This is a genomic window from Streptomyces sp. NBC_00829 (assembly GCF_045161795.1).
GTDB lineage: Bacteria > Actinomycetota > Actinomycetes > Streptomycetales > Streptomycetaceae > Streptomyces.
The window spans coordinates 2147369-2169282 of sequence record NZ_CP108867.1; the positions used below are offsets into that span (position 1 = coordinate 2147369).

A 21914-nucleotide genomic window follows, 5' to 3' on the forward strand; every position below is an offset into this window, starting at 1 on the left:
TGCCTTTTGGTTACGCAACGGAATCGGTCGACCATGTGTCGGGTCCGGCGGCTTCTGGGCGTACGGAGTGTCAGTGGTGGATGCCAGACTCGCGTGCATGGGGATGAAAGAGCTGATCCAGCGGGTCGCCGATGATGAGCGAATCAAGTATCTGCACTTCTGGGGGCACGCACCGCGCCGCGACGGAAGCATCGGTGCGAGCTGTCTCAGCCAGTGGTGGCCGTCACCCTTCGCGGTCGACGGTGTTCGCTACGCCACCGCGGAGCACTGGATGATGGCCGAGAAGGCACGGCTCTTCGGCGACTCCGAGGCCGAGCGGCAGGCGCTGGACGCGAGCAGCCCCGCGGCGGCCAAGCGGGCGGGGCGGCTGGTGCGCGGTTTCAAGGACTCGATATGGGAGCGCGAGCGGTTCGCGATCGTCCGCGCGGGCAGTGAGCACAAATTCGCCCAGCATGCCGAGCTGCGCGACTTTCTGCTGGCCACGGGGGACCGGGTGCTGGTCGAGGCGAGCCCGCTCGACCGGGTCTGGGGCATCGGGCTGGCCGCCGACGACGAGCGGGCGCAGGATCCCACGCGCTGGCGCGGGCTCAATCTGCTGGGGTTCGCGCTGATGGAGGCGCGGGAGGAGCTGCGGGCGACACGGTGACCGGGCCGCACGCCGGGGGCCATGCGCAGGGTCACCGGCCGGGGCCGGTGGGGATGCGCCGGGCCGTCGGAGGGGTCGGGGTCCGCGCGCCCGGTTGTCGGGCGGGTGCGGTTTCCATGCGCCGGGCCATCGGGCGGTCGCGGTGCGGCAGCCCGCCCGGCGACCGGCTGACCAGGTCCGGCCGGGACAGGCCCGAGGCGGCCCGGCCAGGGATCAGGCCCCGGCCGGACACTCGCTGGTCAGCGCGTCACGCCGTCGAGCACCAGCGTGTTCGAGTAGTCCTCGTAGCCGTCGCCCTTGTTGCGCTCGTCGTTGATCGCCTCGGTGATTCCCCAGACCATCAGAGCCACGACGACCAGGCCGATCACGATACCGACGGAGCCCAGAATGATGCCCGCCAGGGCCATGCCGCCGTTGGTCGCCTCGCCCCGCCGGGCGCGCTTCCTCCCGAGGATGCCGAAGATCAGGGCGAGCACGCCGAGCACGATTCCGACGACGCCGTACAGACAGAAGAGACAGACGGAGAGGATGCCGAGCACCATCGCCGTGATGCCCATGCCGTTCGCCGGAGCGGGTTGCCAGCCGGTCTGGCCGAAGCCCTGGTAACCGGGGTATCCGGGGTAGCCGCCGTAGGGGTCACCGACGGCGGGTCCGGGCTGCTGGAGACTCGGCGCCGCGGGATAGCCGTACGGTCCCGGCGCGGGCTGGGCCGGGCCACCGGGGGCGGTCGGGGGCGGCGGCACCGCGCCCGCATCGGAAGCGGGGACAGCGCTGGGCATGGAGGCGACCGTCATCTGGTTGTGCACGGGCGGTACCGGCGGTGCCGGTGCGGCGGCAGGCTTGTCCAGCGGCACCTTGTGCTGCGCCGGGCCGCTCTCCGGCGGAGCCCACGGGTCGCGCTCGCGCGGCGCGGGCCCGCCCGGCGGCTGGGCCTGGTTGTCAGACATGGTTCTTCCCCCATCGTGTCCGGTCATGCTACGGCCTGCGGCCGGTGCTCGACCGGGCCCCCCTACGATGATCCCTGGCGCCGCGGGCGCCGCGCACACCGCCCCACAGGCCATCACCACGGAGGACCCCGATGACCGATCTGCACCCCTTCATCGCGGGGCTGCCCAAGGCCGAGCTGCATGTGCACCACGTCGGTTCGGCCTCGCCGCGCATCGTCGCCGAGCTGGCCGCCCGCCACCCCGACTCCAGGGTGCCCACCGACCCTGAGGCGCTCGCCGACTACTTCACCTTCACCGACTTCGCGCACTTCATCGAGGTCTATCTCTCGGTCGTGGACCTGATCCGCACCCCCGAGGACGTACGGCTGCTCACCTTCGAGGTGGCCCGTGACATGGCCCGCCAGAACATCCGGTACGCCGAGCTGACCGTGACGCCCTTCTCCTCGACCCGCCGCGGCATCGAGGAGAAGGCGTTCATGGCGGCGATCGAGGATGCGCGCAGGGCGGCCGAGGCCGAGTTCGGCGTCGTACTGCGCTGGTGCTTCGACATCCCCGGCGAGGCCGGACTCGAAGCGGCCGAGGAGACCGCGCGGCTGGCGGTGGATCTGCACCCCGAGGGTCTGGTGTCCTTCGGTCTGGGCGGCCCGGAGATCGGTGTACCGCGACCGCAGTTCAAGCCGTACTTCGACCGCGCGATCGCGGCCGGCCTGCACTCCGTGCCGCACGCGGGCGAGACGACGGGGCCGCAGACGATCTGGGACGCGCTGAACGACCTGCGGGCGGAGCGCATCGGCCATGGCACCAGCGCGACGCAGGACCCGAAGCTGCTCGGGCACCTCGCGGAGCACCGGATCGCGCTGGAGGTCTGCCCGACGTCGAACATCGCCACACGCGCCGTCACCGACCTCGACGAGCACCCGATCAAGGAGATGGTCGCCGCAGGTGTCCTGGTGACGATCAACAGCGACGACCCGCCGATGTTCGGCAGCGACCTGAACAACGAGTACGCGGTCGCCGCCCGGCTTCTCCGGCTCGACGAGCGCGGTCTCGCCGGTCTGGCGAAGAACGCCGTGGAGGCGTCGTTCCTGGACGCCCCGGGCAAGGCGCGCATCGCGGCCGAGATCGACACGTACACCGCCGCCTGGCTCGCGCGCTGACCGGTGCCGACCATGACGCTCAGGCGCAGCATCATCGTTGTGGGCCATCGCGGCGACCCGTACCGCGTCCGTGAGAACACCCTGCCCTCGCTCCGCTCGGCCGTGGAGCGGGGCGCGGACGCCGTGGAGATCGATGTGCGCGTCACCCGCGACGGCATGCCCGTACTACTCCACGACGCCTCGCTGAAACGGCTCTGGGGCCACGACCGACCTCTCGCCCGGCTCAGCCACGCCGAGGTGGACGGGCTCACGGACGGCGGGGTCCCGACGCTGCGCGAGGCCCTCGCCGCCGTCGGCACACACCGCACGATGATCGATCTGCCCGGCGGGACCGAGGAGTCGGTCCGCACGGTCATGGACGCCGTCCGCGAGTGCGGTGCGGCCGAGCGGGTCTACTACTGCGCCGGCCCGCGCACCATGCTCGCCGTACGCGCCGCCGATCCGTCGGCCGAGATCGCGATGACCTGGACGACGCTCGCCCCGCCGCGTCCGGCGCTGCTGGAGGCCGTCCGTCCGCGCTGGCTCAACTACCGCTTCGGACTGCTCTCCTCGGAGCTGACGGACCGTGTCCACCGGGACGGCATGCTGGTCTCGGCGTGGACGGCGGACACCCGGCGCTCCATGCGCAGGCTCGTCGGCCACGGCGTCGACTCGATCACCACGAACCGCGTCGACGCGCTGCACCGGGTACTGACCGGGCACGCGAACTCCCCTTCGGACGCTGTGTCTTGATCCTTCCGGCATGATGGGCTCCACGCACCGTCCGAGGAGCAGAACGTGACCGACAGGATCCGCACCGACGTAGCGCACAACGCCAGAGTCTGGAACCACTGGCTGGGCGGCAAGGACAACTATCCGGTCGACCGAGCGGTCGGCGACCATGTCACCGGGCTGTACCCGAGTATCGGCGAGGTGGCGCGCGCGGACCGCGCGTTCCTGGGCCGTGCGGTGACGTATCTGGCCGGTGAGGCGGGGGTGCGCCAGTTCCTCGACATCGGCACCGGACTGCCCACCGTCGAGAACACCCATGAGGTGGCCCAGCGCATCGCGCCCGGCTCGCGGATCGTCTATGTGGACAACGACCCGATCGTGCTGGCGCATGCGCGTGCCCTCCTCACGAGTGCGCCCGAGGGTGCTACCGAGTACATCGACGCCGACGCCCACGACCCGGACGAGATCATCCGGGCCGTCGGGTCGACCCTGGATCTCCGGCAGCCGGTCGCGGTGATGATGCTCGGCATCCTGAACTTCGTACTGGACACCGACAAGGCGCTCTCGATCGTGCGCCGACTGATGGACGCGGTGCCGTCCGGCAGCTATCTCGTGCTCACCCATCCGACGCTGGAGCTGGGCGGCGAGGGCAACGCCGAGGCGATGGCGTTCTGGAACGAGAACGCCACTCCGCCGATCCGGGCACGCAGCGGCGAGGAGTTCACGGCCTTCCTGGACGGCCTGGACGTGCTGGAACCGGGCGTCGTCTCCTGCGCGCGCTGGCGGCACGAGCCCGGCGCGGGCGAGCCGGCACAGGTGGCGCAGTTCGGCGCGGTGGGCCGCAAGCCCTGACGCCGCACGGGCCGGCCGCGGGGGGGATGCCCCCGGCAACTCCCGGTGCCTGCCCGGTGCTCGGCGACGGACCGCGTGGCTACAGCCCCACGATGGAATTCCACCGCTTCGCGAACGGTGCCCGCTCCTCGGAAGTGATGTCCCTGGCGATCGCGAGGCGCTTGCGCATCGCGTCGTCAGGGAAGATCAGCGGGTCCTCGGCGAGCGCGGCCGTCTCCTCGTCCTTAGCGGAGGCCAGCACATCGCGGGCGGCCGGTACCGGGCAGACGTAGTTGACCCAGGCCGCAAGCTCGGCGGCGACCTCCGGCCGGTAGTAGTGGTCGACGAGTGCCTCGGCATTGCTCTTGTGCCGGGCGAGATTGGGGACCATCAGGCTCTCGGCCCACAGCTCCGCGCCCTCCTCGGGCACGACGAACTCGATGTCCGGGTTGTCGGCCTGGAGCTGGATGACATCGCCGGAGTACGCCTGACAGGCCAGTACGTCACCGGTGGAGAGGTCCTTGATGTAGTCGTTGCCGGTGAAGCGCCTGATGTGCTTGTCCTTCACCAGCCGCTCCACCTGGTCGCACATCGTGTGGAAGTCGTCCGCGGTCCACCGGGTGACGTCGACGCCGTTGCCCTGCATCAGCAGGGCGAACGACTCGTCGAGCCCCGAGAGCAGCGTGACTTTGCCGCGCAGGTCGTCCGTCCACAGCTCACCGGTGTGCCGGATCTCGCGGCCGAGCTTCTTGCGGTTGTACGCGATGCCGGTGATCCCGGACTGCCACGGGACGCTGTGCCGCCGCCCTTCGTCGAACGCGGGGCCGCGCAGCTGCGGGTCCAGGTAGCGGGCGACATTCGGCTGCCTGTGCCGGTCCATCTCCTGCACCCAGCCGAGCCGTACGAAGCGGGCCGCCATCCAGTCGCTGACCACGATCAGATCGCGGCCCGTCTCCTGATGGTTCATCAGCGCCGGGCTGATCTTCCCGAAGAACTCGTCGTTGTCGTTGATCTCCTCGGTGTAGCGGACGGAGATCCCGGTGCGCTCGGTGAAGGCGTCGAGGGTCGGCCGCCTGGAGGTGTCCTCGTCGTCGGTGTCGATGTAGAGCGGCCAGTTGGCGAAGTCGATGGTCCGCTCGCGCTGCGATACGTCATGCCGGGAGCGGTCCTGCGGCTGCACGTAGGCCGCGGGCACCCCGCAGCCGGCGAGGGCGAGACCACCGGCTCCGCCGCCGAGCGCACGCAGCAGGGACCGCCGTGACATGGGGTTCATCCGGGTCGCAGACACGTGTGAAGGATCCCGTTGGGCGGGCGCGCGCGGCAATGGGCGCTGCGTCGATCCGTACGTGCCCGGGGCGACACCCTGTCGATCATGGACATATGCCTATACTTACTGGACACATGTCCATGAAGCCTGACCCCGAGGATCGACGATGAACACAACGGCCCATGTCCTGGTCGGCCTGGTGGCCGCGCTGCACCTCTACTTCCTCGTTCTGGAGATGTTCCTGTGGGAGCGCAGGCCCGGCCGTGAACTCTCCGGCTTCGACGCGGAGATGGCCCGCGCGACCGCCCCGCTCGCCGCGAACCAGGGGCTGTACAACGGCTTCCTCGCCGCAGGCCTGATCTGGGGCCTGATCGCCGCGGACCCGACCGGGTACCGGGCGCAGGTGTTCTTCCTGAGCTGTGTGCTGATCGCGGGCCTGTACGGGGGCTTCACCGCGAACCGCCGCATCCTGGTGGCTCAGGCGCTCCCGGGCGCGATCGCGCTGGCGGCCGTCCTGGTGGCGGGATGAGCGCGAGCGCATCGGACCCGAGGGCGGAGCGCACCCGCGCGCGGCTGCGCGCGGCGCTGCTGGAGGAGTGCGCCGAGCGCCCCCTCGACGAGGTCAGCGTCGCAGCGCTGGTCCGCGGTGCGGGGCTGGGCAGGGCCACGTTCTATCTGCACTACCCGGACCTGGAGGCCCTCGCGGTCGACGCCTGCGCCGAGGTGGTCCGTGACGCGGTGGACGCGCTCCACGCCTGGCGCGGAACCCCCGATCCCGCGGCTCCGCCGACGGCACTGACCGAGTTCTTCGACGGCCTGGTGCCGCACGCCGGGCTCTACCGGACACTCCTGCGCGAGGGCGGCAGCGGTCCGCTCGGCGATCTGCTCCACCGTGAGCTGCGTGAACGCAGCCGCAGGGAGCGCGAGTTGGCGGGCGGAGCGGCCGCTGACCTGATCGCGTCGGCGGTGGCCGCGACGTTCGCGGGCGTCCTGGCGGACTGGCTGCACGGACGCATCGAGGCGACACCGGCCGCGATGGCGTCCCAGGTCTGGCGCCTGCTGCTGGCACTGCACCGCACGCCGACCGCCTGAAACGGGAAAGGGCGGGACCGGGGACGATCCCCGGCCCCGCCCCTCCGGCGGGCCTACCCGTCGAGCGACGTCATCACGTGCTTGATGCGCGTGTAGTCGTCGAACCCGTACGACGACAGGTCCTTGCCGTAGCCGGACTTCTTGAAGCCGCCGTGCGGCATCTCCGCGACCAGCGGGATGTGCGTGTTGATCCACACACAGCCGAAGTCGAGGTTCTTGGACATGCGCATCGCCCGGGCGTGGTCCTTGGTCCACACCGAGGAGGCGAGCGCGTACTCCACGCCGTTCGCCCACTCCAGCGCCTGTGCCTCGTCCGTGAAGGACTGGACGGTGATCACCGGCCCGAAGACCTCGTGCTGGATGATCTCGTCGTCCTGCTTCAGGCCGGAGACGACGGTCGGGGCGTAGAAGTAGCCCTTGTCGCCGACCTGGTGGCCGCCCGCCTCCACCTTGGCGTGCGCCGGCAGCCGGTCGATGAAGCCGCTGACCTGCTTGAGCTGGTTGGCGTTGTTGAGCGGGCCGTAGAGCACGTCGGCGTCGTCCGGCGCGCCGGTCTTCGTGTCCGCCGCCGCCTTCGCGAGAGCGGAGACGAACGCGTCGTGGATCGACTCCTGGACGAGGACGCGGGTGGCGGCCGTACAGTCCTGGCCCGCGTTGAAGTAGCCCGCCACCGCGATGTCCTCGACGGCCTTGGCGATGTCCGTGTCCTCGAAGACGACGACCGGCGCCTTGCCGCCCAGCTCCAGGTGCACGCGCTTGACGTCCTTGGCCGCGGACGCGGCGACCTGCATGCCGGCCCGTACGGAACCGGTGATGGAGGCCATCGCCGGGGTCGAGTGCTCGACCATCGCTCGGCCGGTCTCCCGGTCGCCGCAGATGACGTTGAAGACACCCTTGGGGACGATCGAGCCGATGATCTCGGCGATCAGCACGGTGGACGCGGGAGTCGTGTCCGAGGGCTTGATGACGACGGTGTTGCCCGCGGCCAGGGCCGGGGCGAACTTCCACACGGCCATCATCATCGGGTAGTTCCACGGCGCGACCTGCGCGCAGACGCCGACCGGCTCACGCCGGACGATGGAGGTCATATTCTCCATGTACTCGCCGGCCGAACGGCCTTCGAGCATCCGCGCGGCACCCGCGAAGAAGCGGATCTGGTCCACCATCGGCGGGATCTCTTCGGTACGGGTCAGCTCGACCGGCTTGCCCGTGTTCTCCGACTCGGCGGCGATCAGGTCCTCGGCCCGCTCCTCGAAGGCGTCCGCGATCTTCAGCAGAACCTTCTGGCGCTCGGCCGGGGTCGTGTCGCGCCAGGCGGGGAAGGCAGCCGCGGCAGCATCCATGGCGGCGTCGACGTCGGCCTGCCCGGAGAGCGGAGACGTGGCGTACACCTCGCCCGTGGCCGGGTTGACGACGTCGATGGTCCGTCCGTCGGCGGCGTCCCTGAACTCCCCGTTGATGTAGTTGCGCAGACGACGCGGCTCGGTGGTCACTGTTGCCACCCCTCCTGTCAGATGTCCGATGGGTGAGACACCCACCTTAATCTCTTTGGTGACGCTTTCGACAGGCCCGACCCTCGGCAACTTCGGATTCAGTGAGAATCAGTCGTTCAAACAACGAATTTCATCGCCCAGGGGTTGCGGGACAGACGAGTCGCGGTGCACAGTGTGCCCGTGGCCAGTCGAAACCCGGAGTCCAGGAACGGCAACGGATCGTCCCCGACGATCGACACCGTCTCCCTCGCAATCATCGAACAGCTCCAGGAGGACGGGCGCCGTCCGTATGCCGCGATAGGCAAGGCCGTCGGCCTCTCCGAAGCGGCCGTGCGGCAACGCGTCCAGAAACTGCTCGACCAGGGCGTCATGCAGATCGTCGCCGTCACCGACCCGCTCACCGTGGGCCTGCGACGCCAGGCGATGGTCGGCATCTCGGTCGAGGGTGATGTCGACCCGGTGGCAGACGCACTCACCGCGATGGCCGAATGCGAGTACGTGGTGATGACCGCGGGCTCCTTCGACCTGATGGTGGAGATCGTCTGCGAGGACGACGACCACCTTCTCGAAGTGATCAACAAACGGATTCGCGCGCTCCCCGGCGTGCGGACCACCGAAAGCTTCGTCTACCTCAAGCTCAAGAAGCAGACCTATATGTGGGGAACCCGATAGCCGTGAGCAAGGACCTCTCCAAGACCGCGTACGACCACCTGTGGATGCACTTCACCCGCATGTCGTCGTATGAGAACGCACCCGTGCCCACCATCGTGCGAGGCGAGGGCACCTACATCTACGACGACAAGGGCAAGCGCTACCTCGACGGCCTCTCCGGCCTGTTCGTGGTCAACGCCGGCCACGGCCGTCACGAGCTCGCCGAGACCGCGTACAAGCAGGCTCAGGAGCTCGCCTTCTTCCCCGTGTGGTCGTACGCCCACCCGAAGGCCGTGGAACTCGCCGAGCGGCTCGCGCAGCACGCTCCCGGCGACCTCAACAAGGTCTTCTTCACCACCGGTGGCGGTGAGGCGGTCGAGACCGCCTGGAAGCTGGCGAAGCAGTACTTCAAGCTCAAGGGCCAGCCGACCAAGTACAAGGTCATCTCGCGGGCGGTCGCCTACCACGGCACCCCGCAGGGCGCCCTGTCCATCACCGGCCTGCCCGCGCTGAAGGCGCCCTTCGAGCCGCTGGTGCCCGGCGCGCACAAGGTGCCGAACACCAACATCTACCGCGCGCCGATCTACGGCGACGACCCCGAGGCCTTCGGCCGCTGGGCCGCCGACCAGATCGAGCAGCAGATCCTCTTCGAGGGCCCCGAGACCGTCGCGGCCGTCTTCCTGGAGCCGGTTCAGAACGCCGGCGGCTGCTTCCCTCCGCCGCCCGGGTACTTCCGGCGGGTCCGCGAGATCTGCGACCAGCACGACGTGCTGCTGGTGTCGGACGAGGTCATCTGCGCCTTCGGCCGCCTCGGCACGATGTTCGCCTGCGACAAGTTCGGCTACGTCCCGGACATGATCACCTGCGCCAAGGGCATGACCTCGGGCTACTCCCCGATCGGCGCGTGCATCGTCTCCGACCGCCTCGCCGAGCCGTTCTACAAGGGCGACAACACCTTCCTGCACGGCTACACCTTCGGCGGCCACCCGGTCTCCGCGGCGGTGGGCCTGGCCAACCTCGACATCTTCGAGAAGGAAGGCCTCAACCAGCACGTCCTCGACAACGAGGGCGCGTTCCTCTCGACGCTGCAGAAGCTGCACGACCTGCCGATCGTCGGCGACGTCCGCGGCAACGGCTTCTTCTACGGCATCGAGCTGGTGAAGGACAAGAGCACCAAGGAGACCTTCACCGACGAGGAGACCGAGCGCGTGCTCTACGGCTTCCTCTCGAAGGCGCTGTACGACGCCGGCCTGTACTGCCGTGCCGACGACCGTGGTGACCCGGTCGTCCAGCTGGCGCCGCCGCTGATCTCCACGCAGGAGACCTTCGACGAGATCGAGGGCATTCTGCGGAGCGTGCTCACGGAGGCATGGACGAAGCTCTAGCCACTGCCGCGTCACGGCCTGCTGCTTGCGGCTATCGGCCCGGGGCATCCCTCACTCATTCGGCCGTCCGAGTGAGATGGGGTGCACCCGGGCCGTGTGCTTCCCTCCACCCCGGTTCTGAATCCTTACCGTGCCGAGTGACCCATCGGCCCTGCCTTCGTTCCCCCGGACGGAGGAGCGGAAATCTGATCAGAACCGAGGTGTACGCCATGGCCCCGCCGGACAACGATGTGCTCTGGGCACGCTCCCTGCACCACTCCCACAGCGGTTCGCCCGCACTCGCCGGCGTGTCGCTGGGCGTGCGGGAGGGCGAGATCCTCGCCGTGTGCGGGCCGCGCGGCAGCGGCAAGTCCACCCTCCTGCGGTGCCTGTCGGGCCAACTCGTCGCGCAGGAGGGCGAGGTGTGGTTCAACAGTTCCCCCGTCCACACCATGAACCCGCTGCAGCGCGAGCGGCTGCGGCGTGAGCGCTTCGGATGGATCGCCCCCGAGCCGGCCCTGGTCCCCGAGCTGACGGCGTGGGAGAACGCCGCCCTGCCGCTGATGCTGCGCGGCACCTCGCACCGCGCCGCGAAGAACGCCGCGATGGAATGGCTGGAACGTCTCGACATCGGCGCGTGCGCCCGGAAACGACCGCACGACCTGCTCCAGGCACAGCGCCAGCGGGTCGCCACGGCGCGGGCACTGGCTTGCGAGCCGTCGGTGCTGTTCGCGGACGAGCCGACGGCGACACTGCACCGCGCGGACCGGGCTCAGGTGCTGCGTACGGTCACGGCGGCGGCCCGCTCGCACCGGATCACGGTCGTGCTCGCCACGCACGACCCGGAGGTGGCGGCGCTCGCGGACCGCTCGATCACACTCATGGACGGCCGACGGGTCAACTCGCTCGCGGACGCGGACACGGAAGGCCGGGCCGAGTGCTCGCTCTCCGTCTAGCCCGCGGCTCACACCCACCGGTCCTGCTGCGCCGGCTGATGGTCACGGCGGCATCGGCAGGGGTCGGCTTCCTGCTGCTGTGCACACTGACGTACGCGCTCGCCCACCCCGGCGACTCCGGCACGTCGGGTGTGCGGCTCCTGTGGTGCCTGATTCCGCTCGCGGCGACCGTGCAGCTCGCGGTGGCGGTGGCGCGTACGGATCCGAGCACACGCCCGAGGGCCGGGCTGTCGGCGTTCGGCCTGGGGCCCGCCCGTCTCGCCGCGCTGGCCGCCGTCTCCACGGCCGTCTCCGGCACCCTCGGCAGCATGCTCGCGCTGCTGTTCTTCCTGCATCTGCGCGGCGATCTGACGGGGCTCCCGTTCGACGGGGCCGCTGCCGACCTGCTGGCGGCGGACCGGCCACTGCCGCTGGGTGCCGCGCTGACCCTGCTCACACTGGTGCCGCTGACCGCCTCGGGGGCGGCGGCACTGGCGCTGCGCCCGCGCCGGGCACCGCTGCCCTCGGCCGGGGGACGCGGCCGAGAGCGCCGGACGGAGCCCGCTGAGCAGACCACGTACGTGGAACAGCGCTCCGTACCGGCTCCCACTGCCGACCCGGCGGCGGGAGCCGCAGCGAACGGGCTTCCCTGGGGAGTGGCGCTGATCGCCGCGGGCCTGGCGGCGGAGACGTACGCGAGCCGCGGCGGAACGGGCTCCACGCTTGTGCTGCCCGGGGAGTTCGGCGGAAACCCGGCGGGCGTGCTGGCGGGCTGGGTTCTCACGGCTGTGGGCCTCGCCCTCGCGGGCCCCGGGATCACCCGCTTCTGCGGCGGGCTTCTCCAGTGGTTCCGCCCGGGGCCGGCCCGCCTGCTGGCGGGCCGCATCCTGATGGCGGAGTCCGGCCGCATCGGGCGCCCGCTGGGCGTGGTCTGCGCGGTCGCCTCGGCCGCCCTGGCGACGGTCACCCTCCACGCCGGGTCGGACCCCGGCTTCTTCGGCCCCCTGACGGGCCTGGGCGCGGCCCTGGTCATCACGTGCACGACGGCCACACTCCTGGTTTCGGCGCTGGAGGCCAAGCAGGACCGCGCCCCGACGACCGAGTCCCTCCGCCGCCTGGGCACCCCGGAAACCCTCCTGCGCCACGCGGCGGCCCTCCGCGTGGCCATGCTCCTTCTGGTCTTCGCCCCGCTGACGTGGACGGTGGGCGCGCTGGCGGCCGTACCGCTCTCGGGCTGACGGGGCCAGTCCCCGGACCACGGGTCAACTGCGCCTGCGCTCCAGGGAAGAGGCGGCAGGGGGACGCCTCCCCGACCGCGTCTCCCCACGCCCACCCCCTATCGTGGCTCCATGCCTCACCGCCCCGACCTTGAGATCGAAACCCTCGACGAGTTCGACCATGTTGTCGCCCACGGCACACTCGCCGGACACCGCGTCCAGTCCGTCGACCTCACCGTGCGCACCTCCGCGCTGCTCTCCGCCGACCTCACCGGCGCCGTCTTCCTCGGCTGCCGCATGCAGCCGGAAGCAGCCGCGAAGGTCAGGAGCGATGGCGCGCTCGTGTTCCCGCCCGTCCCGGATCTGCCCTTCGACCCGTACCGCGGGCTGCTCTACTCCCCCGACGAGCTCTTCGCCGGCCTCGCCACCGGTGCGTACGACGTCACCCCCGACGCCCTCGCCTACGCCTGGTTCCAGCAGACCAAGGCCAACGGCGACATCTTCGCCTCGATGCTGCGCTCGATCCACGACGACGCGATCTCCGATGCCCTGGACGAACTCCTCGTCGGCTCCCGCGTCGTCGGCGTGATGGGCGGGCACGCCATGGCCCGCGGCACGGACGCCTACGCGGGTGCCGCGCGCCTGGGCCGGGTCCTGGCCAGGGGGGACTCACGGTCGCGACCGGCGGCGGCCCCGGTGCCATGGAGGCCGCCAACCTGGGCGCGTATGCCGCGCCGCACGCCGACGGAATGCTGGACGAGGCGCTCGAACTCCTCACCAAGACCCCGTCGTTCGTCCCCTCGATCTCCGACTGGGCCAACGCCGCCTTCGAAGTGCGCAACCGCTGGCCCAACGGCGGTGACTCGGTCGGCATCCCCACCTGGTTCTACGGCCACGAGCCGCCGAACGCCTTCGCTGGTCACATCGCCAAGTACTTCGCCAACGCCACCCGCGAAGACGGTCTCCTCGCCCGCTGCACCGCGGGCGTGATCTTCCTGCCCGGTGCCGCCGGCACGGTCCAGGAGGTCTTCGACAACGCGACCCCGAACTACTACGAGTCCCGCGGCGAGCCGACCCCGATGGTCCTGGTCGACCGCGAGCACTGGACTCACAAGCTCCCTGCCTGGCCGCTGCTCCAGTCCCTGGCGGCCGGACGCTCGATGGAGTCCCACATCGCGCTCGTCGACTCGATCGACGAAGCCCCGGCGGCGCTGAAGCGGCTGACCGGCGGCGCATAGGGCGAAGCAACCTCGGAGGCCGAACACACGTCTGCCATTCCAGCCGGAGTTGGACCTGCCATGTGAACGGAGCCTTTGGTGCTGATCGGCCTACTGACCGCTGTCGCGGCCTCGATCTGTTACGGCACGGGATCGGTGCTGCAAGCCGTCGGATCGCGCAGATCCGCGCGGCGCGAGGCAGCGGCCGGCGTCACCCAGCACGGCGGACCGAGCCTTTCCTCCACCGCGAAGGCCGCGATGACCTGGGAGTTCATCGTCGGCACCGTCCTCGACTTCGTCGGCTTCGGGCTGGGTGCGCTGGCCGCCCGGCTGCTGCCGCTCTTCCTCTCCCAGACCGTGATCAGCGCGAACCTGGTGATCACGGCGGTGCTGAGTGTCAAGATGCTCGGGATCCGGCTGACCCGCGCCGAGTGGACCTCGATCGCCGTGGTCTGCTCGGCCCTGGTGCTGCTGGCCACGGCGTCCGGCCCGGAGGGCAGCGGGCACACCCCCATCGCAACCCACTGGTGGCTGCTGGCGGTCTCGCTGCTGCTGATCGCCGGGGGTACGGTCGTCGTACGCCTCCTCGGCGCGCGCGCCGCGATCCTGGCCGGTCTGCTGTCCGGGCTGGGCTTCGGCGCGCTGGGCGTCGGCGTGCGCGTCCTGAACGGCATCGACCCCTTCGACCTGGGCGCGCTGCTGACCGACCCGGCTCTGTACGCGATCCTCGTGGCCGGTATCGGCGGCATGTATCTGCACACGATCGCCCTGCAGATCGGCTCCGTGAACGGCGCGACGGCGGCTCTGGTGGTCGGCGAGACGGTGCTGCCGGGCATGATCGGCGTGCTGTGGCTGGGCGACTCGTCCCGCGCCGGCTTCGCCTGGATGGCGATTCTCGGCTTCGTCCTCGCGGTGGCAGGAGCGGTGGCGGTGGCCTGGTTCGGCGCACCGGAGGCGCACGGCACGGCGGAGGGTCCCGGAGCCGGGACGCTCCCGGCGCCGGCCGATACGGAGTCCGACGAGCTCGCGGCCCTGCGTTAGGGTCTTTCGTTTGGATCAGGCCGAAGGCCGGGCGTGCCCGGCCGCTGTCCGCGCACGGCCGGCTGATCGTCGTCCGCGTGCTCTGAACTCCCGTGGTGGCAGGGCGCGTTCAGCCGAGCACCACCACGTCGTCGCCGTCGAAGACCACTCCCACCTCGTCCCCTTCCCGCGGTGCCCGACGCGGGGAGCACTCGGCCTCCAGGGACGGGCCGCCGTCGCCGGGCCTCAGCAGTACGGCGACGAGATCGCCCCGGAACGTACGCGCCTCGACCGTGCACGCGAGCCCGTCGGCCGGGTCGACAAAGCGTACGCCACCGGGCCGGACCAGCAGTGTGCGCTCGCCCTGCGGCGAACCGTCCGGCACCGGGACCTTGCCCCACACCGTGTCCGCCGCGGCGCCGCTCACCGTCGCCGCCACGACGTTGTCGAAGCCGAGGAAGCGGGCCACGAACTCCGACGCGGGCCGCTGCCAGACCTCCGGCGGCGTGCCCGTCTGGGCGATCCGGCCTTCCCGCATCACCACGACACGGTCGGCGAGCGCGAAGGCCTCGCCCTGGTCGTGCGTGACGGCGAGCACGGTGGTGCCGAGCCGCCCGAACAGCCCGCGCAGCTCGACGACGAGCCGCTCACGCAGTCCGCGGTCCAGCTGACCGAGCGGCTCGTCCAGCATCAGCAGCCGGGGCTCCGGTGCGAGTGCCCTGGCCAGCGCCACCCGCTGCTGCTCCCCGCCGGAGAGCGAGGCCACGGCTCGGTGCCGCGCTCCCGGCAGTCCGACAAGATCCAGCAACTCGTCGACACGGCGCGTCTGTTCGGCCCGCCCCACGCCGCGCATCCGCAGCCCGAAGGCGACATTGCCGCCCGCGTCCCGCTGGGGGAACAGCTGATGGTCCTGGAACATCAGGCCCACTCCGCGCCGGTGCACGGGCACCCCGGCCTGGTCCGCGCCGGAGAGCAGAACCCGGCCGAAATCCACGGGCTGGAGCCCCGCGACGACCCGCAGAAGGGTGGACTTGCCGCTGCCGCTCGGCCCCAGCACACAGACGATCTCGTGCTCGGCGACGTCCAGGTCCACCGCGTCGAGGGCCGCCCGCGCCCCGAACCGTACGGTCACGTCCGCCAGTCGCAGCAAGGCCATCAGAACTCCCCGGAGGTCTTGTCGGGACGGATGCGTTCGAGGAGCAGCAGCGCCGCCGCGCACACCATCATCAGGATCGTCGAAAGAGCCATCGCCTGGCCGTAGTTGAGCTCGCCGGGCCGGCCGAGAAGCCGGGCGACGGCAACGGGGAGCGTTGGGTTGTCCGGCCTGGCGATGAAGACGGTCGCACCGAATTCACCGAGCGAGACCGCGAAGGCGAAACCCGCCGCGATCAGCAACGCCCGCCTCACCAGAGGCAGATCGACCTCGCGCCAGACCCGCAGCGGCGACGCCCCGAGCACGGCCGCGGCCTCGCGCAGCCTGCCGTCGACCGCGCGCAGCACGGGCAGCATGATCCGTACGACGAAGGGGACGCCGACGAGCGCCTGCGCCAGCGGTACGAGGATCCACGAGGTGCGCAGATCGAGCGGCGGCTCGTCGAGCGTGATCAGGAAGCCGAAGCCGACGGTCACCGCGGAGACGCCGAGGGGCAGCATCAGCAGCCCGTCGAAGCCGCGGAGGAGCCGGCCCGCACGCCGGGTGAGTGCGGCTGCCGCGAGCCCGCCTACGGCGAGCGCGATGGCGGTCGCGGCCAGTGCGTACTGCAGCGAGTTCCAGACCGCCTCGATCGGCGGGACGAGGAACGTGCCGCCCGCCGCGTCGGTGGAGGCGAGGGCCCGGTAGTAGGCGAACCCGTACCCGTCGGGCCCGTCGAAGGACCGCTCGACCAGCACGCCGAGCGGCACGAGCACCAGCACCAGGATCGTCGTGAGTACTCCGCCGAGCAGCGCCCACTGTCCGGCGCCGCGTGGCCTGCGGGCGGTCTGCGCTGGGTCGACCAGCTTCAGCGTGGCTTCCCGCTTCCGTACGGTCCGCGCGTGCACGGCCAGGATCGCGCCGACCGCGGCGAACTGCACCAGGGTGAGTACGGCGGCGGTGGACAGATCCAGCAGCTGGGCCGTCTGCCGGTAGATCTCCACCTCAAGCGTGGAGAACGTCGGGCCGCCGAGGATCTGGACGACGCCGAAGGAGGTGAAGGTGAAAAGGAAGACCATCAGGGCGGCGGCGGCGACGGCAGGACCGAGCGCCGGCAGTGTCACCCGCCGCCAAGCCCCGAACCGCCCTGCGCCCAGTACCCGGGCCGCCTCCTCCTGGCGCGGGTCGAGCTGCGACCACAGTCCGCCCACGGTGCGTACGACGACGGCGTAGTTGAAGAAGACGTGCGCGAGCAGGATCGCCCACACCGTGGTGTCGAGCCGGACGCCCCACACCTCGTCCAGCAGCCCGCCGCGGCCGAGGAGCGCGAGGAACGCGGTGCCGACGACGACGGTCGGCAGGACGAACGGAACCGTGACCACCGCCCGCAGCAGCCGCTTGCCGGGGAAGGAGAAACGGGCGAAGACATACGCCCCCGGCAGGGCGACGAGCAGGGTGAGCGCGGTCGAGGCGAGCGCCTGCCAGGTGGTGAACCAGAGCACGTGCTGGATGTCGGGGCGGCTCAGCACCTCGCCGATCCGCCCGAACTGCCACACCCTGTCGGTGTGGAGTCCTCGGCCGATGATCGCGACGACGGGATAGGCGAAGAAGACCGCGAAGAACGCGACGGGCCCGGCCATCAGTCCGAGCCGCGCCGCGCTCCCGCGGAAGGAGGTGGTTACTTCACTACGAGCGAGGACCACGACTGGACCCACTGCTCACGATTCTTGGCGATCGTGTCGGGTGCGACCGTTTCCGGCTTGTCGACGACCGCGCCGAACCGGGTGAACGCCTCGGGCAGCTTCGCGCCCTTGACCACCGGGTTGACGAACATGTTCAGCGGCATGTCCTCCTGGAACTGCTTGGAGATCAGGAAGTCGATCAGGGCCTTGCCGCCCTTCTCGTTCTTCGCTCCCTTCAGCAGTCCCGCGAACTCCGTCTGACGGAAGCAGGTCCCGGTCGCGACACCTGTGGGCGCCTGGGACGGCTGAGGGCTGGCGAAGATGACCTCGGCCGGCGGGCTGGAGGCGTACGAGACGACCAGCGGCCGGTCCGCCTTGGCCTTCCTTCCTCCGGCGGAACCGGAGAACTCCTCGTTGTACGCCTGCTCCCAGCCGTCGACGACCTTGACGCCGTTGTTCTTCAGCTTCTTCCAGTAGTCCTGCCAGCCCTGCTCGCCGTACTTGCCGATGCTGCCGAGGAGGAAGCCGAGGCCGGGCGAGGACGTGGCCGCGTTCTCTGTGACCAGGAGGTTCTTGTACTGCGGCTTGATGAGGTCGTCGAAGGACCGCGGCGGGGCGATCTTCTTGTCGGCGAAGTACTTCTTGTCGTAGTTGACGCAGATGTCGCCGGTGTCGACGGGCGTGACGCGGTGCTCGCCCTTGTCGAGCTGCACGTCGTCCGGCACCTGGGCCAGGCCCTTGGCCTCGTACGGAGTGAAGAGACCGTTGTCGAGGGCGCGGGAGAGGAGGGTGTTGTCGACACCGAAGAAGACATCGCCCTGGGGGGAGCCCTTGGTGAGGATCTCCTTGTTCAGGGCCGCGCCCGCGTCACCGCTCTTCAGTACCTTGACCGTGTAGCCGGTCTCCTTCGTGAACTGCTTCAGCACGGCCGGAGAGGCGACGAACGAGTCATGGCTGACCAGCGTCACGGTCTTGGACGTCCGGCCGCTGTCGGCGCTGTCCTTGGACTCCCCGCCGCAGGCGGCGAGCGTGGACACGCCAAGGGCGGCGGCGACGGCGGTGACCGCCAACTTCTGGGTGGTGCTCACTGAGATTCCTCCTGGAGTGACCAGGAAGAGACGCGGCCCTGCTCACAAGGTGAGCAGGGCGCAACAGCTTGAGTGATGACCGAACTTCCTACCCAGAATGACCTGGGCAAGGTTCAGAGGGTCTGCGACCTGACGGTGTCGCACTCTCAGCGCTGTGGCGCTCCCCTGTCGGAATATGCAAATGTTCGAACCCAGACTACCGCTCGGACGCCGCGAGCTGACCGCACGCTCCGTCGATCTCCTGGCCACGGGTGTCCCGGACGGTCACCGGCACTCCGTGGGCCGCGATCGCCTCCACGAACGCCTTCTCGTCTTCCGGACGGGAGGCGGTCCACTTCGACCCGGGCGTCGGGTTCAGCGGGATCAGGTTCACATGGACGCGCTTGCCCTTGAGCAGCCGGCCGAGCAGGTCGCCCCGCCACCCCTGGTCGTTGATGTCCCTGATCAGGGCGTACTCGATGGAAATACGGCGGCCGGACTTCTCGGCGTACTCCCAGGCGGCGTCGAGGACCTCGCGGACCTTCCAGCGCGTGTTGACCGGGACCAGGGTGTCGCGGAGCTCGTCGTCGGGGGCGTGCAGCGAGACGGCGAGACGGCATTTGAAGCCCTCGTCGGCGAAGCGGTGCATCGCGGGCACCAGACCGACGGTCGAGACGGTGATCCCGCGCTGCGAAAGGCCGAGCCCGTCCGGCTCGGGGTCGGTGAGCCGGCGGATCGAGCCGACGACCCGCTTGTAGTTGGCGAGCGGCTCGCCCATGCCCATGAAGACGATGTTGGACAGCCGCGCGGGCCCGCCCGGCACCTCGCCGTCACGCAGGGCGCGCATGCCGTCGACGATCTGGTGCACGATCTCGGCGGTCGACAGATTACGGTCGAGCCCGGCCTGGCCGGTGGCGCAGAAGGGGCAGTTCATCCCGCAGCCGGCCTGCGACGAGATGCACATGGTCACCCGGTCCGGGTAACGCATCAGGACAGATTCGACAAGCGTCCCGTCGTGCAGCCGCCACAGGGTCTTGCGGGTGGTGTCGTCGTCACAGGAGATGTGCCGGACGACGGACATCAGATCGGGCAGCAGCTCGGCGGCGAGCTTCTCGCGCGCGGCGGCCGGAATGTCCGTCCACTGGGCGGGGTCGTGGGCGTACCGCGCGAAGTAGTGCTGCGAGAGCTGCTTGGCGCGAAACGGCTTCTCTCCGATCGCGGCGACGGCGTCCTTGCGCTCGGCGGGCGTGAGGTCGGCGAGATGCCGCGGGGGCTTCTTGGCTCCGCGGGGCGCGACGAAAGTGAGTTCTCCGGGCTTGGGCATGGTGGTACCAGTGTCGCAGAAGGATTCTCGTGGCCTGGGGCGCAGGACCTCTGTGGTGGTCGTTGGTGGTCGTTGTGGGCCGTCCCCGGTCGCCCCGGGACGGCCCACAGACGGCCCGGTATCGCCCCTCTGACCTTGTCGGATGCTCGCCGGATCCGGCCGCAAGGGCCCAAAATCTGGCCTCCTGAGACGAACAGCACCCCCGCGCCGACCAGCTCAGGGGACGATTTCCCTGTCTCGCTCCATCGACAGGGGAGGACACGTGGGCTACCAGGTCAAGTGCGGATCGACCAAGACCACGACAGGGAAGCCGTGCAAGAACCCGGCAATGATCGGCTACTCCCGATGCCAGAAACACCGAGGGGACTGGACGCCCCGGCAACAGCGGAAGACCAAGAAGCGCTGAACCTCGGTCTCCTGCACGGTGACGTTTGGGTACTACGTGAGCCCCAGGCCGAGGGCCCGGGGCTCATCCTTCGAGAGTCGTGACGACGGGCACCACCCACTCAGTGGTGGCTGTGTTCCGGGACGATGCGGCACGTGAACCCCTCCGCGCGGAGCCGCTGGTATGCGGCAGTCACAGGGGCCGGAACCTCTTGATTGATCATGAAGCCCTGCTTCGGGTAAACGAGCAGGCGCTGCTGAGCCCCGACGAGCATGTCCACTACGAGCCGAGCGTCCCCAAGCGAGTCCACGTACTCCGCAAGGGTCATCGGCGCGGACGCGCTGACGATCTCGACTTCGGGCCAGAGCTTCCGGGCGGTCACGTAGGCCCGCCGCTCCTCATACGGCTTGCTGACGAGGAGGACGGACGAGACGTCGATGCCCCGCTCCGCGAGCAGCGCGCGCGAGAAGCGAATGCTCTCCCCCCTGTTCCGCGCGTTCGGCTCGACAAGGATCGCCGACGTCGGCACACCCAGTTCCAGGGCCCGCCCGCTCCCGGTAGTGCTCGGCTTCCCCGCGGGGCATCCGTTCGCGCGTCGTACGGCTCGTGGCGCCCGTGAAGACGACGAGCGGCATCATGCCGCGCCGGTACAGGTCGACCGCCACGTCGGCTACACCGAGGTCGTGGCTGCCGAGTCCGATGCCCACCGAGCAGCGGCGCGGCTCGTGGTGCATCAGCTGGAATCCCAGAGGCGCTGCGCATCGGACCACGACTGAACCGAGATCACTGGGCACCCCCGTTCCCCGAGACGGGGACCTTGAAGTCGTACGCCCACGCGAAGCGAGTGGCCGCGTGGATGCCGATGGCGAACTCCACAACGGTCCCGTCGGCCGTGTACGTGGTGCGGTGAAGTTCCACCACCCACTCTCCGGCGCCAGCTGGAGCAGCGCCACCTCCTCGGGCGTGGCCACCCGCGCGAACAGTTCCTCACGCATGTGGTCGATCTCGAATCCAGCGTCGTAGAGAACGCGGAAGCCACGGCCCCGGCCGGCGGGCCCCGGCGTCGGGTTGACCAAGCGCGTCCCCTCGACATGCTCAGGCCGGTAGTAGCTGGTCAGGGTGTGCGTCGGCTGGTCACCCTCCTTCACCAGTCGGGCCCGCGCGTACACCTCGGACCCTTCTGGCAGACCGTGAGCAGCAGCCACCAGGGCCGTAGCGGGCACGCGGCTGACACTGTACGCGCACCTCATGCCCACGAGCTGTGAGCGCACTCGCAAGGCCGTCGACGGGGTGGTCGTGCCGAGTGCGCGCGAAGCCGGGGGCGCTCCGTGAAGTTGTTCGCGGTTGGCAAGCCGTGCTCACCTGGGACGATGGCGTCCCGGGTGAGCACGACGATTCACCCGGCTCCAGGGGAGTCGCCTTCGCAACCTCACTTCACATTCAAGGGCGACTCGCTCGGCGTCTGCGGGGTAAGGGAACTCGTCACCGCCGGCTTCGGCGTCGCTCCCGGGTCTTCCTGCTGCGCCACCCAGCGGATAACGCCGGCGACCACGCAGAGGAAGGTGTAGATGGCGAGCACGAGCGTGAATATCTTGACGAACGCCCCACCACCCGCGGCGCGAGCCTCATGAACGGTCTTGCCGGGGACTTCCTTGAGATTGATGTAGGCGAGGAGCCCGGAGGTCGCCGCGATGAAGAACGCGAGTCCCAGCCCTACGCCGACTATGAGGAACCAGATCCAGAGCGGCACGATGGTCTCTTTCAAGGTCTGTTACG

19 protein-coding genes, 3 pseudogenes and 1 riboswitch are annotated in these 21914 nt (G+C 70.0%); of the genes and pseudogenes, 12 read left to right on the forward strand and 10 right to left on the reverse strand.

From position 1 onward, the window contains the following. The first annotated feature begins 97 nt into the window (after positions 1-97). Positions 98-646: an NADAR family protein gene (locus tag OG293_RS08705; RefSeq protein WP_405998197.1), complete on the forward strand. Its 549-nt coding sequence runs from the start codon at positions 98-100 to the stop codon at positions 644-646. 239 nt (positions 647-885) lie between these two features. Here OG293_RS08705 and OG293_RS08710 read toward each other — a convergent pair whose 3' ends face one another. Beyond that, on the reverse strand, positions 886-1593 hold the full coding sequence (locus OG293_RS08710; protein ID WP_405998198.1) for a DUF4190 domain-containing protein: 708 nt from the start codon (positions 1591-1593) through the stop codon (positions 886-888). Positions 1594-1724: 131 nt separating this feature from the next. On the opposite strand from OG293_RS08710, the gene OG293_RS08715 reads away from it, so the two are divergent. From OG293_RS08715 to OG293_RS08725, 3 genes are read left to right on the forward strand one after another with little or no spacing between them, the layout of a single operon-like run. Then, a complete protein-coding gene (locus tag OG293_RS08715) occupies positions 1725-2750 on the forward strand; it encodes an adenosine deaminase (protein ID WP_405998199.1) in 1026 nt (341 codons plus the stop codon). Positions 2751-2762: 12 nt separating this feature from the next. After that, positions 2763-3482 (forward strand): glycerophosphodiester phosphodiesterase, encoded by a 720-nt coding sequence (locus OG293_RS08720; RefSeq protein ID WP_405998200.1) that lies wholly within the window; start codon positions 2763-2765, stop codon positions 3480-3482. Positions 3483-3527: 45 nt separating this feature from the next. Beyond that, on the forward strand, positions 3528-4313 hold the full coding sequence (locus OG293_RS08725) for an SAM-dependent methyltransferase (protein WP_405998201.1): 786 nt from the start codon (positions 3528-3530) through the stop codon (positions 4311-4313). A 79-nt stretch (positions 4314-4392) separates the two neighbouring features. Here OG293_RS08725 and OG293_RS08730 read toward each other — a convergent pair whose 3' ends face one another. Next, complete coding sequence (locus OG293_RS08730; RefSeq protein WP_406003541.1) at positions 4393-5556, reverse strand: spermidine/putrescine ABC transporter substrate-binding protein; 1164 nt, start codon at positions 5554-5556, stop codon at positions 4393-4395. Positions 5557-5725: 169 nt separating this feature from the next. Between OG293_RS08730 and OG293_RS08735 the strand changes: the two genes are divergently transcribed. Both OG293_RS08735 and OG293_RS08740 read left to right on the forward strand, forming a co-directional pair. Further along, positions 5726-6088 (forward strand): DUF1304 domain-containing protein, encoded by a 363-nt coding sequence (locus OG293_RS08735; RefSeq protein ID WP_405998202.1) that lies wholly within the window; start codon positions 5726-5728, stop codon positions 6086-6088. Then, entirely contained in the window at positions 6085-6651 is a 567-nt protein-coding gene (locus tag OG293_RS08740; protein WP_405998203.1) for a TetR/AcrR family transcriptional regulator, read from the forward strand. The genes OG293_RS08735 and OG293_RS08740 overlap by 4 nt, the downstream gene beginning before the upstream one ends. A 53-nt stretch (positions 6652-6704) precedes the next feature. Here OG293_RS08740 and OG293_RS08745 read toward each other — a convergent pair whose 3' ends face one another. After that, a complete protein-coding gene (locus OG293_RS08745) occupies positions 6705-8144 on the reverse strand; it encodes a gamma-aminobutyraldehyde dehydrogenase (protein ID WP_405998204.1) in 1440 nt (479 codons plus the stop codon). Positions 8145-8309: 165 nt separating this feature from the next. Between OG293_RS08745 and OG293_RS08750 the strand changes: the two genes are divergently transcribed. The 6 genes and pseudogenes from OG293_RS08750 to OG293_RS08775 all read left to right on the forward strand — a co-directional run bounded on the left by OG293_RS08750 (position 8310) and on the right by OG293_RS08775 (position 14569). Beyond that, entirely contained in the window at positions 8310-8816 is a 507-nt protein-coding gene (locus OG293_RS08750) for an Lrp/AsnC family transcriptional regulator (RefSeq protein WP_405998205.1), read from the forward strand. Continuing rightward, the gene (locus tag OG293_RS08755; RefSeq protein WP_405998206.1) at positions 8801-10180 is read left to right on the forward strand and encodes an aspartate aminotransferase family protein; all 1380 of its coding nucleotides are present in this window, start codon (positions 8801-8803) and stop codon (positions 10178-10180) included. Before OG293_RS08750 ends, OG293_RS08755 begins: the two co-directional genes overlap by 16 nt. Positions 10181-10389: 209 nt before the next feature. After that, complete coding sequence (locus tag OG293_RS08760; protein ID WP_405998207.1) at positions 10390-11115, forward strand: ABC transporter ATP-binding protein; 726 nt, start codon at positions 10390-10392, stop codon at positions 11113-11115. Then, a complete protein-coding gene (locus OG293_RS08765; RefSeq protein WP_405998208.1) occupies positions 11097-12332 on the forward strand; it encodes a hypothetical protein in 1236 nt (411 codons plus the stop codon). The genes OG293_RS08760 and OG293_RS08765 overlap by 19 nt, the downstream gene beginning before the upstream one ends. Before the next feature lie 111 nt (positions 12333-12443). Continuing rightward, a pseudogene (locus OG293_RS08770) lies at positions 12444-13549 on the forward strand (LOG family protein). Positions 13550-13627: 78 nt separating this feature from the next. Continuing rightward, positions 13628-14569: a hypothetical protein gene (locus OG293_RS08775; protein ID WP_405998209.1), complete on the forward strand. Its 942-nt coding sequence runs from the start codon at positions 13628-13630 to the stop codon at positions 14567-14569. 109 nt (positions 14570-14678) lie between these two features. On the opposite strand, the gene OG293_RS08780 is transcribed toward OG293_RS08775, so the two are convergent. The 7 genes and pseudogenes from OG293_RS08780 to OG293_RS08810 all read right to left on the reverse strand — a co-directional run bounded on the left by OG293_RS08780 (position 14679) and on the right by OG293_RS08810 (position 21888). Continuing rightward, on the reverse strand, positions 14679-15704 hold the full coding sequence (locus OG293_RS08780) for an ABC transporter ATP-binding protein (RefSeq protein ID WP_405998210.1): 1026 nt from the start codon (positions 15702-15704) through the stop codon (positions 14679-14681). After that, positions 15704-17320 (reverse strand): ABC transporter permease, encoded by a 1617-nt coding sequence (locus OG293_RS08785; protein WP_405998211.1) that lies wholly within the window; start codon positions 17318-17320, stop codon positions 15704-15706. Before OG293_RS08785 ends, OG293_RS08780 begins: the two co-directional genes overlap by 1 nt. 38 nt (positions 17321-17358) lie before the next feature. Continuing rightward, a complete protein-coding gene (locus tag OG293_RS08790; RefSeq protein WP_405998212.1) occupies positions 17359-18450 on the reverse strand; it encodes a thiamine ABC transporter substrate binding subunit in 1092 nt (363 codons plus the stop codon). Positions 18451-18517: 67 nt separating this feature from the next. Continuing rightward, positions 18518-18627: riboswitch (TPP riboswitch) on the reverse strand. 19 nt (positions 18628-18646) lie between these two features. Then, positions 18647-19753, reverse strand: coding sequence for a 23S rRNA (adenine(2503)-C(2))-methyltransferase RlmN (rlmN, locus tag OG293_RS08795; RefSeq protein WP_405998213.1), 1107 nt, complete (start codon positions 19751-19753; stop codon positions 18647-18649). Between the two features lie 506 nt (positions 19754-20259). Then, positions 20260-20925: pseudogene (locus OG293_RS08800) on the reverse strand (YdcF family protein). Next, a pseudogene (locus OG293_RS08805) lies at positions 20922-21373 on the reverse strand (UTRA domain-containing protein); the annotation flags it as partial. The pseudogenes OG293_RS08805 and OG293_RS08800, both read right to left, overlap by 4 nt. A gap of 194 nt (positions 21374-21567) precedes the next feature. Then, complete coding sequence (locus OG293_RS08810) at positions 21568-21888, reverse strand: hypothetical protein (RefSeq protein ID WP_405998214.1); 321 nt, start codon at positions 21886-21888, stop codon at positions 21568-21570. Between the last annotated feature and the right edge of the window lie 26 nt (positions 21889-21914).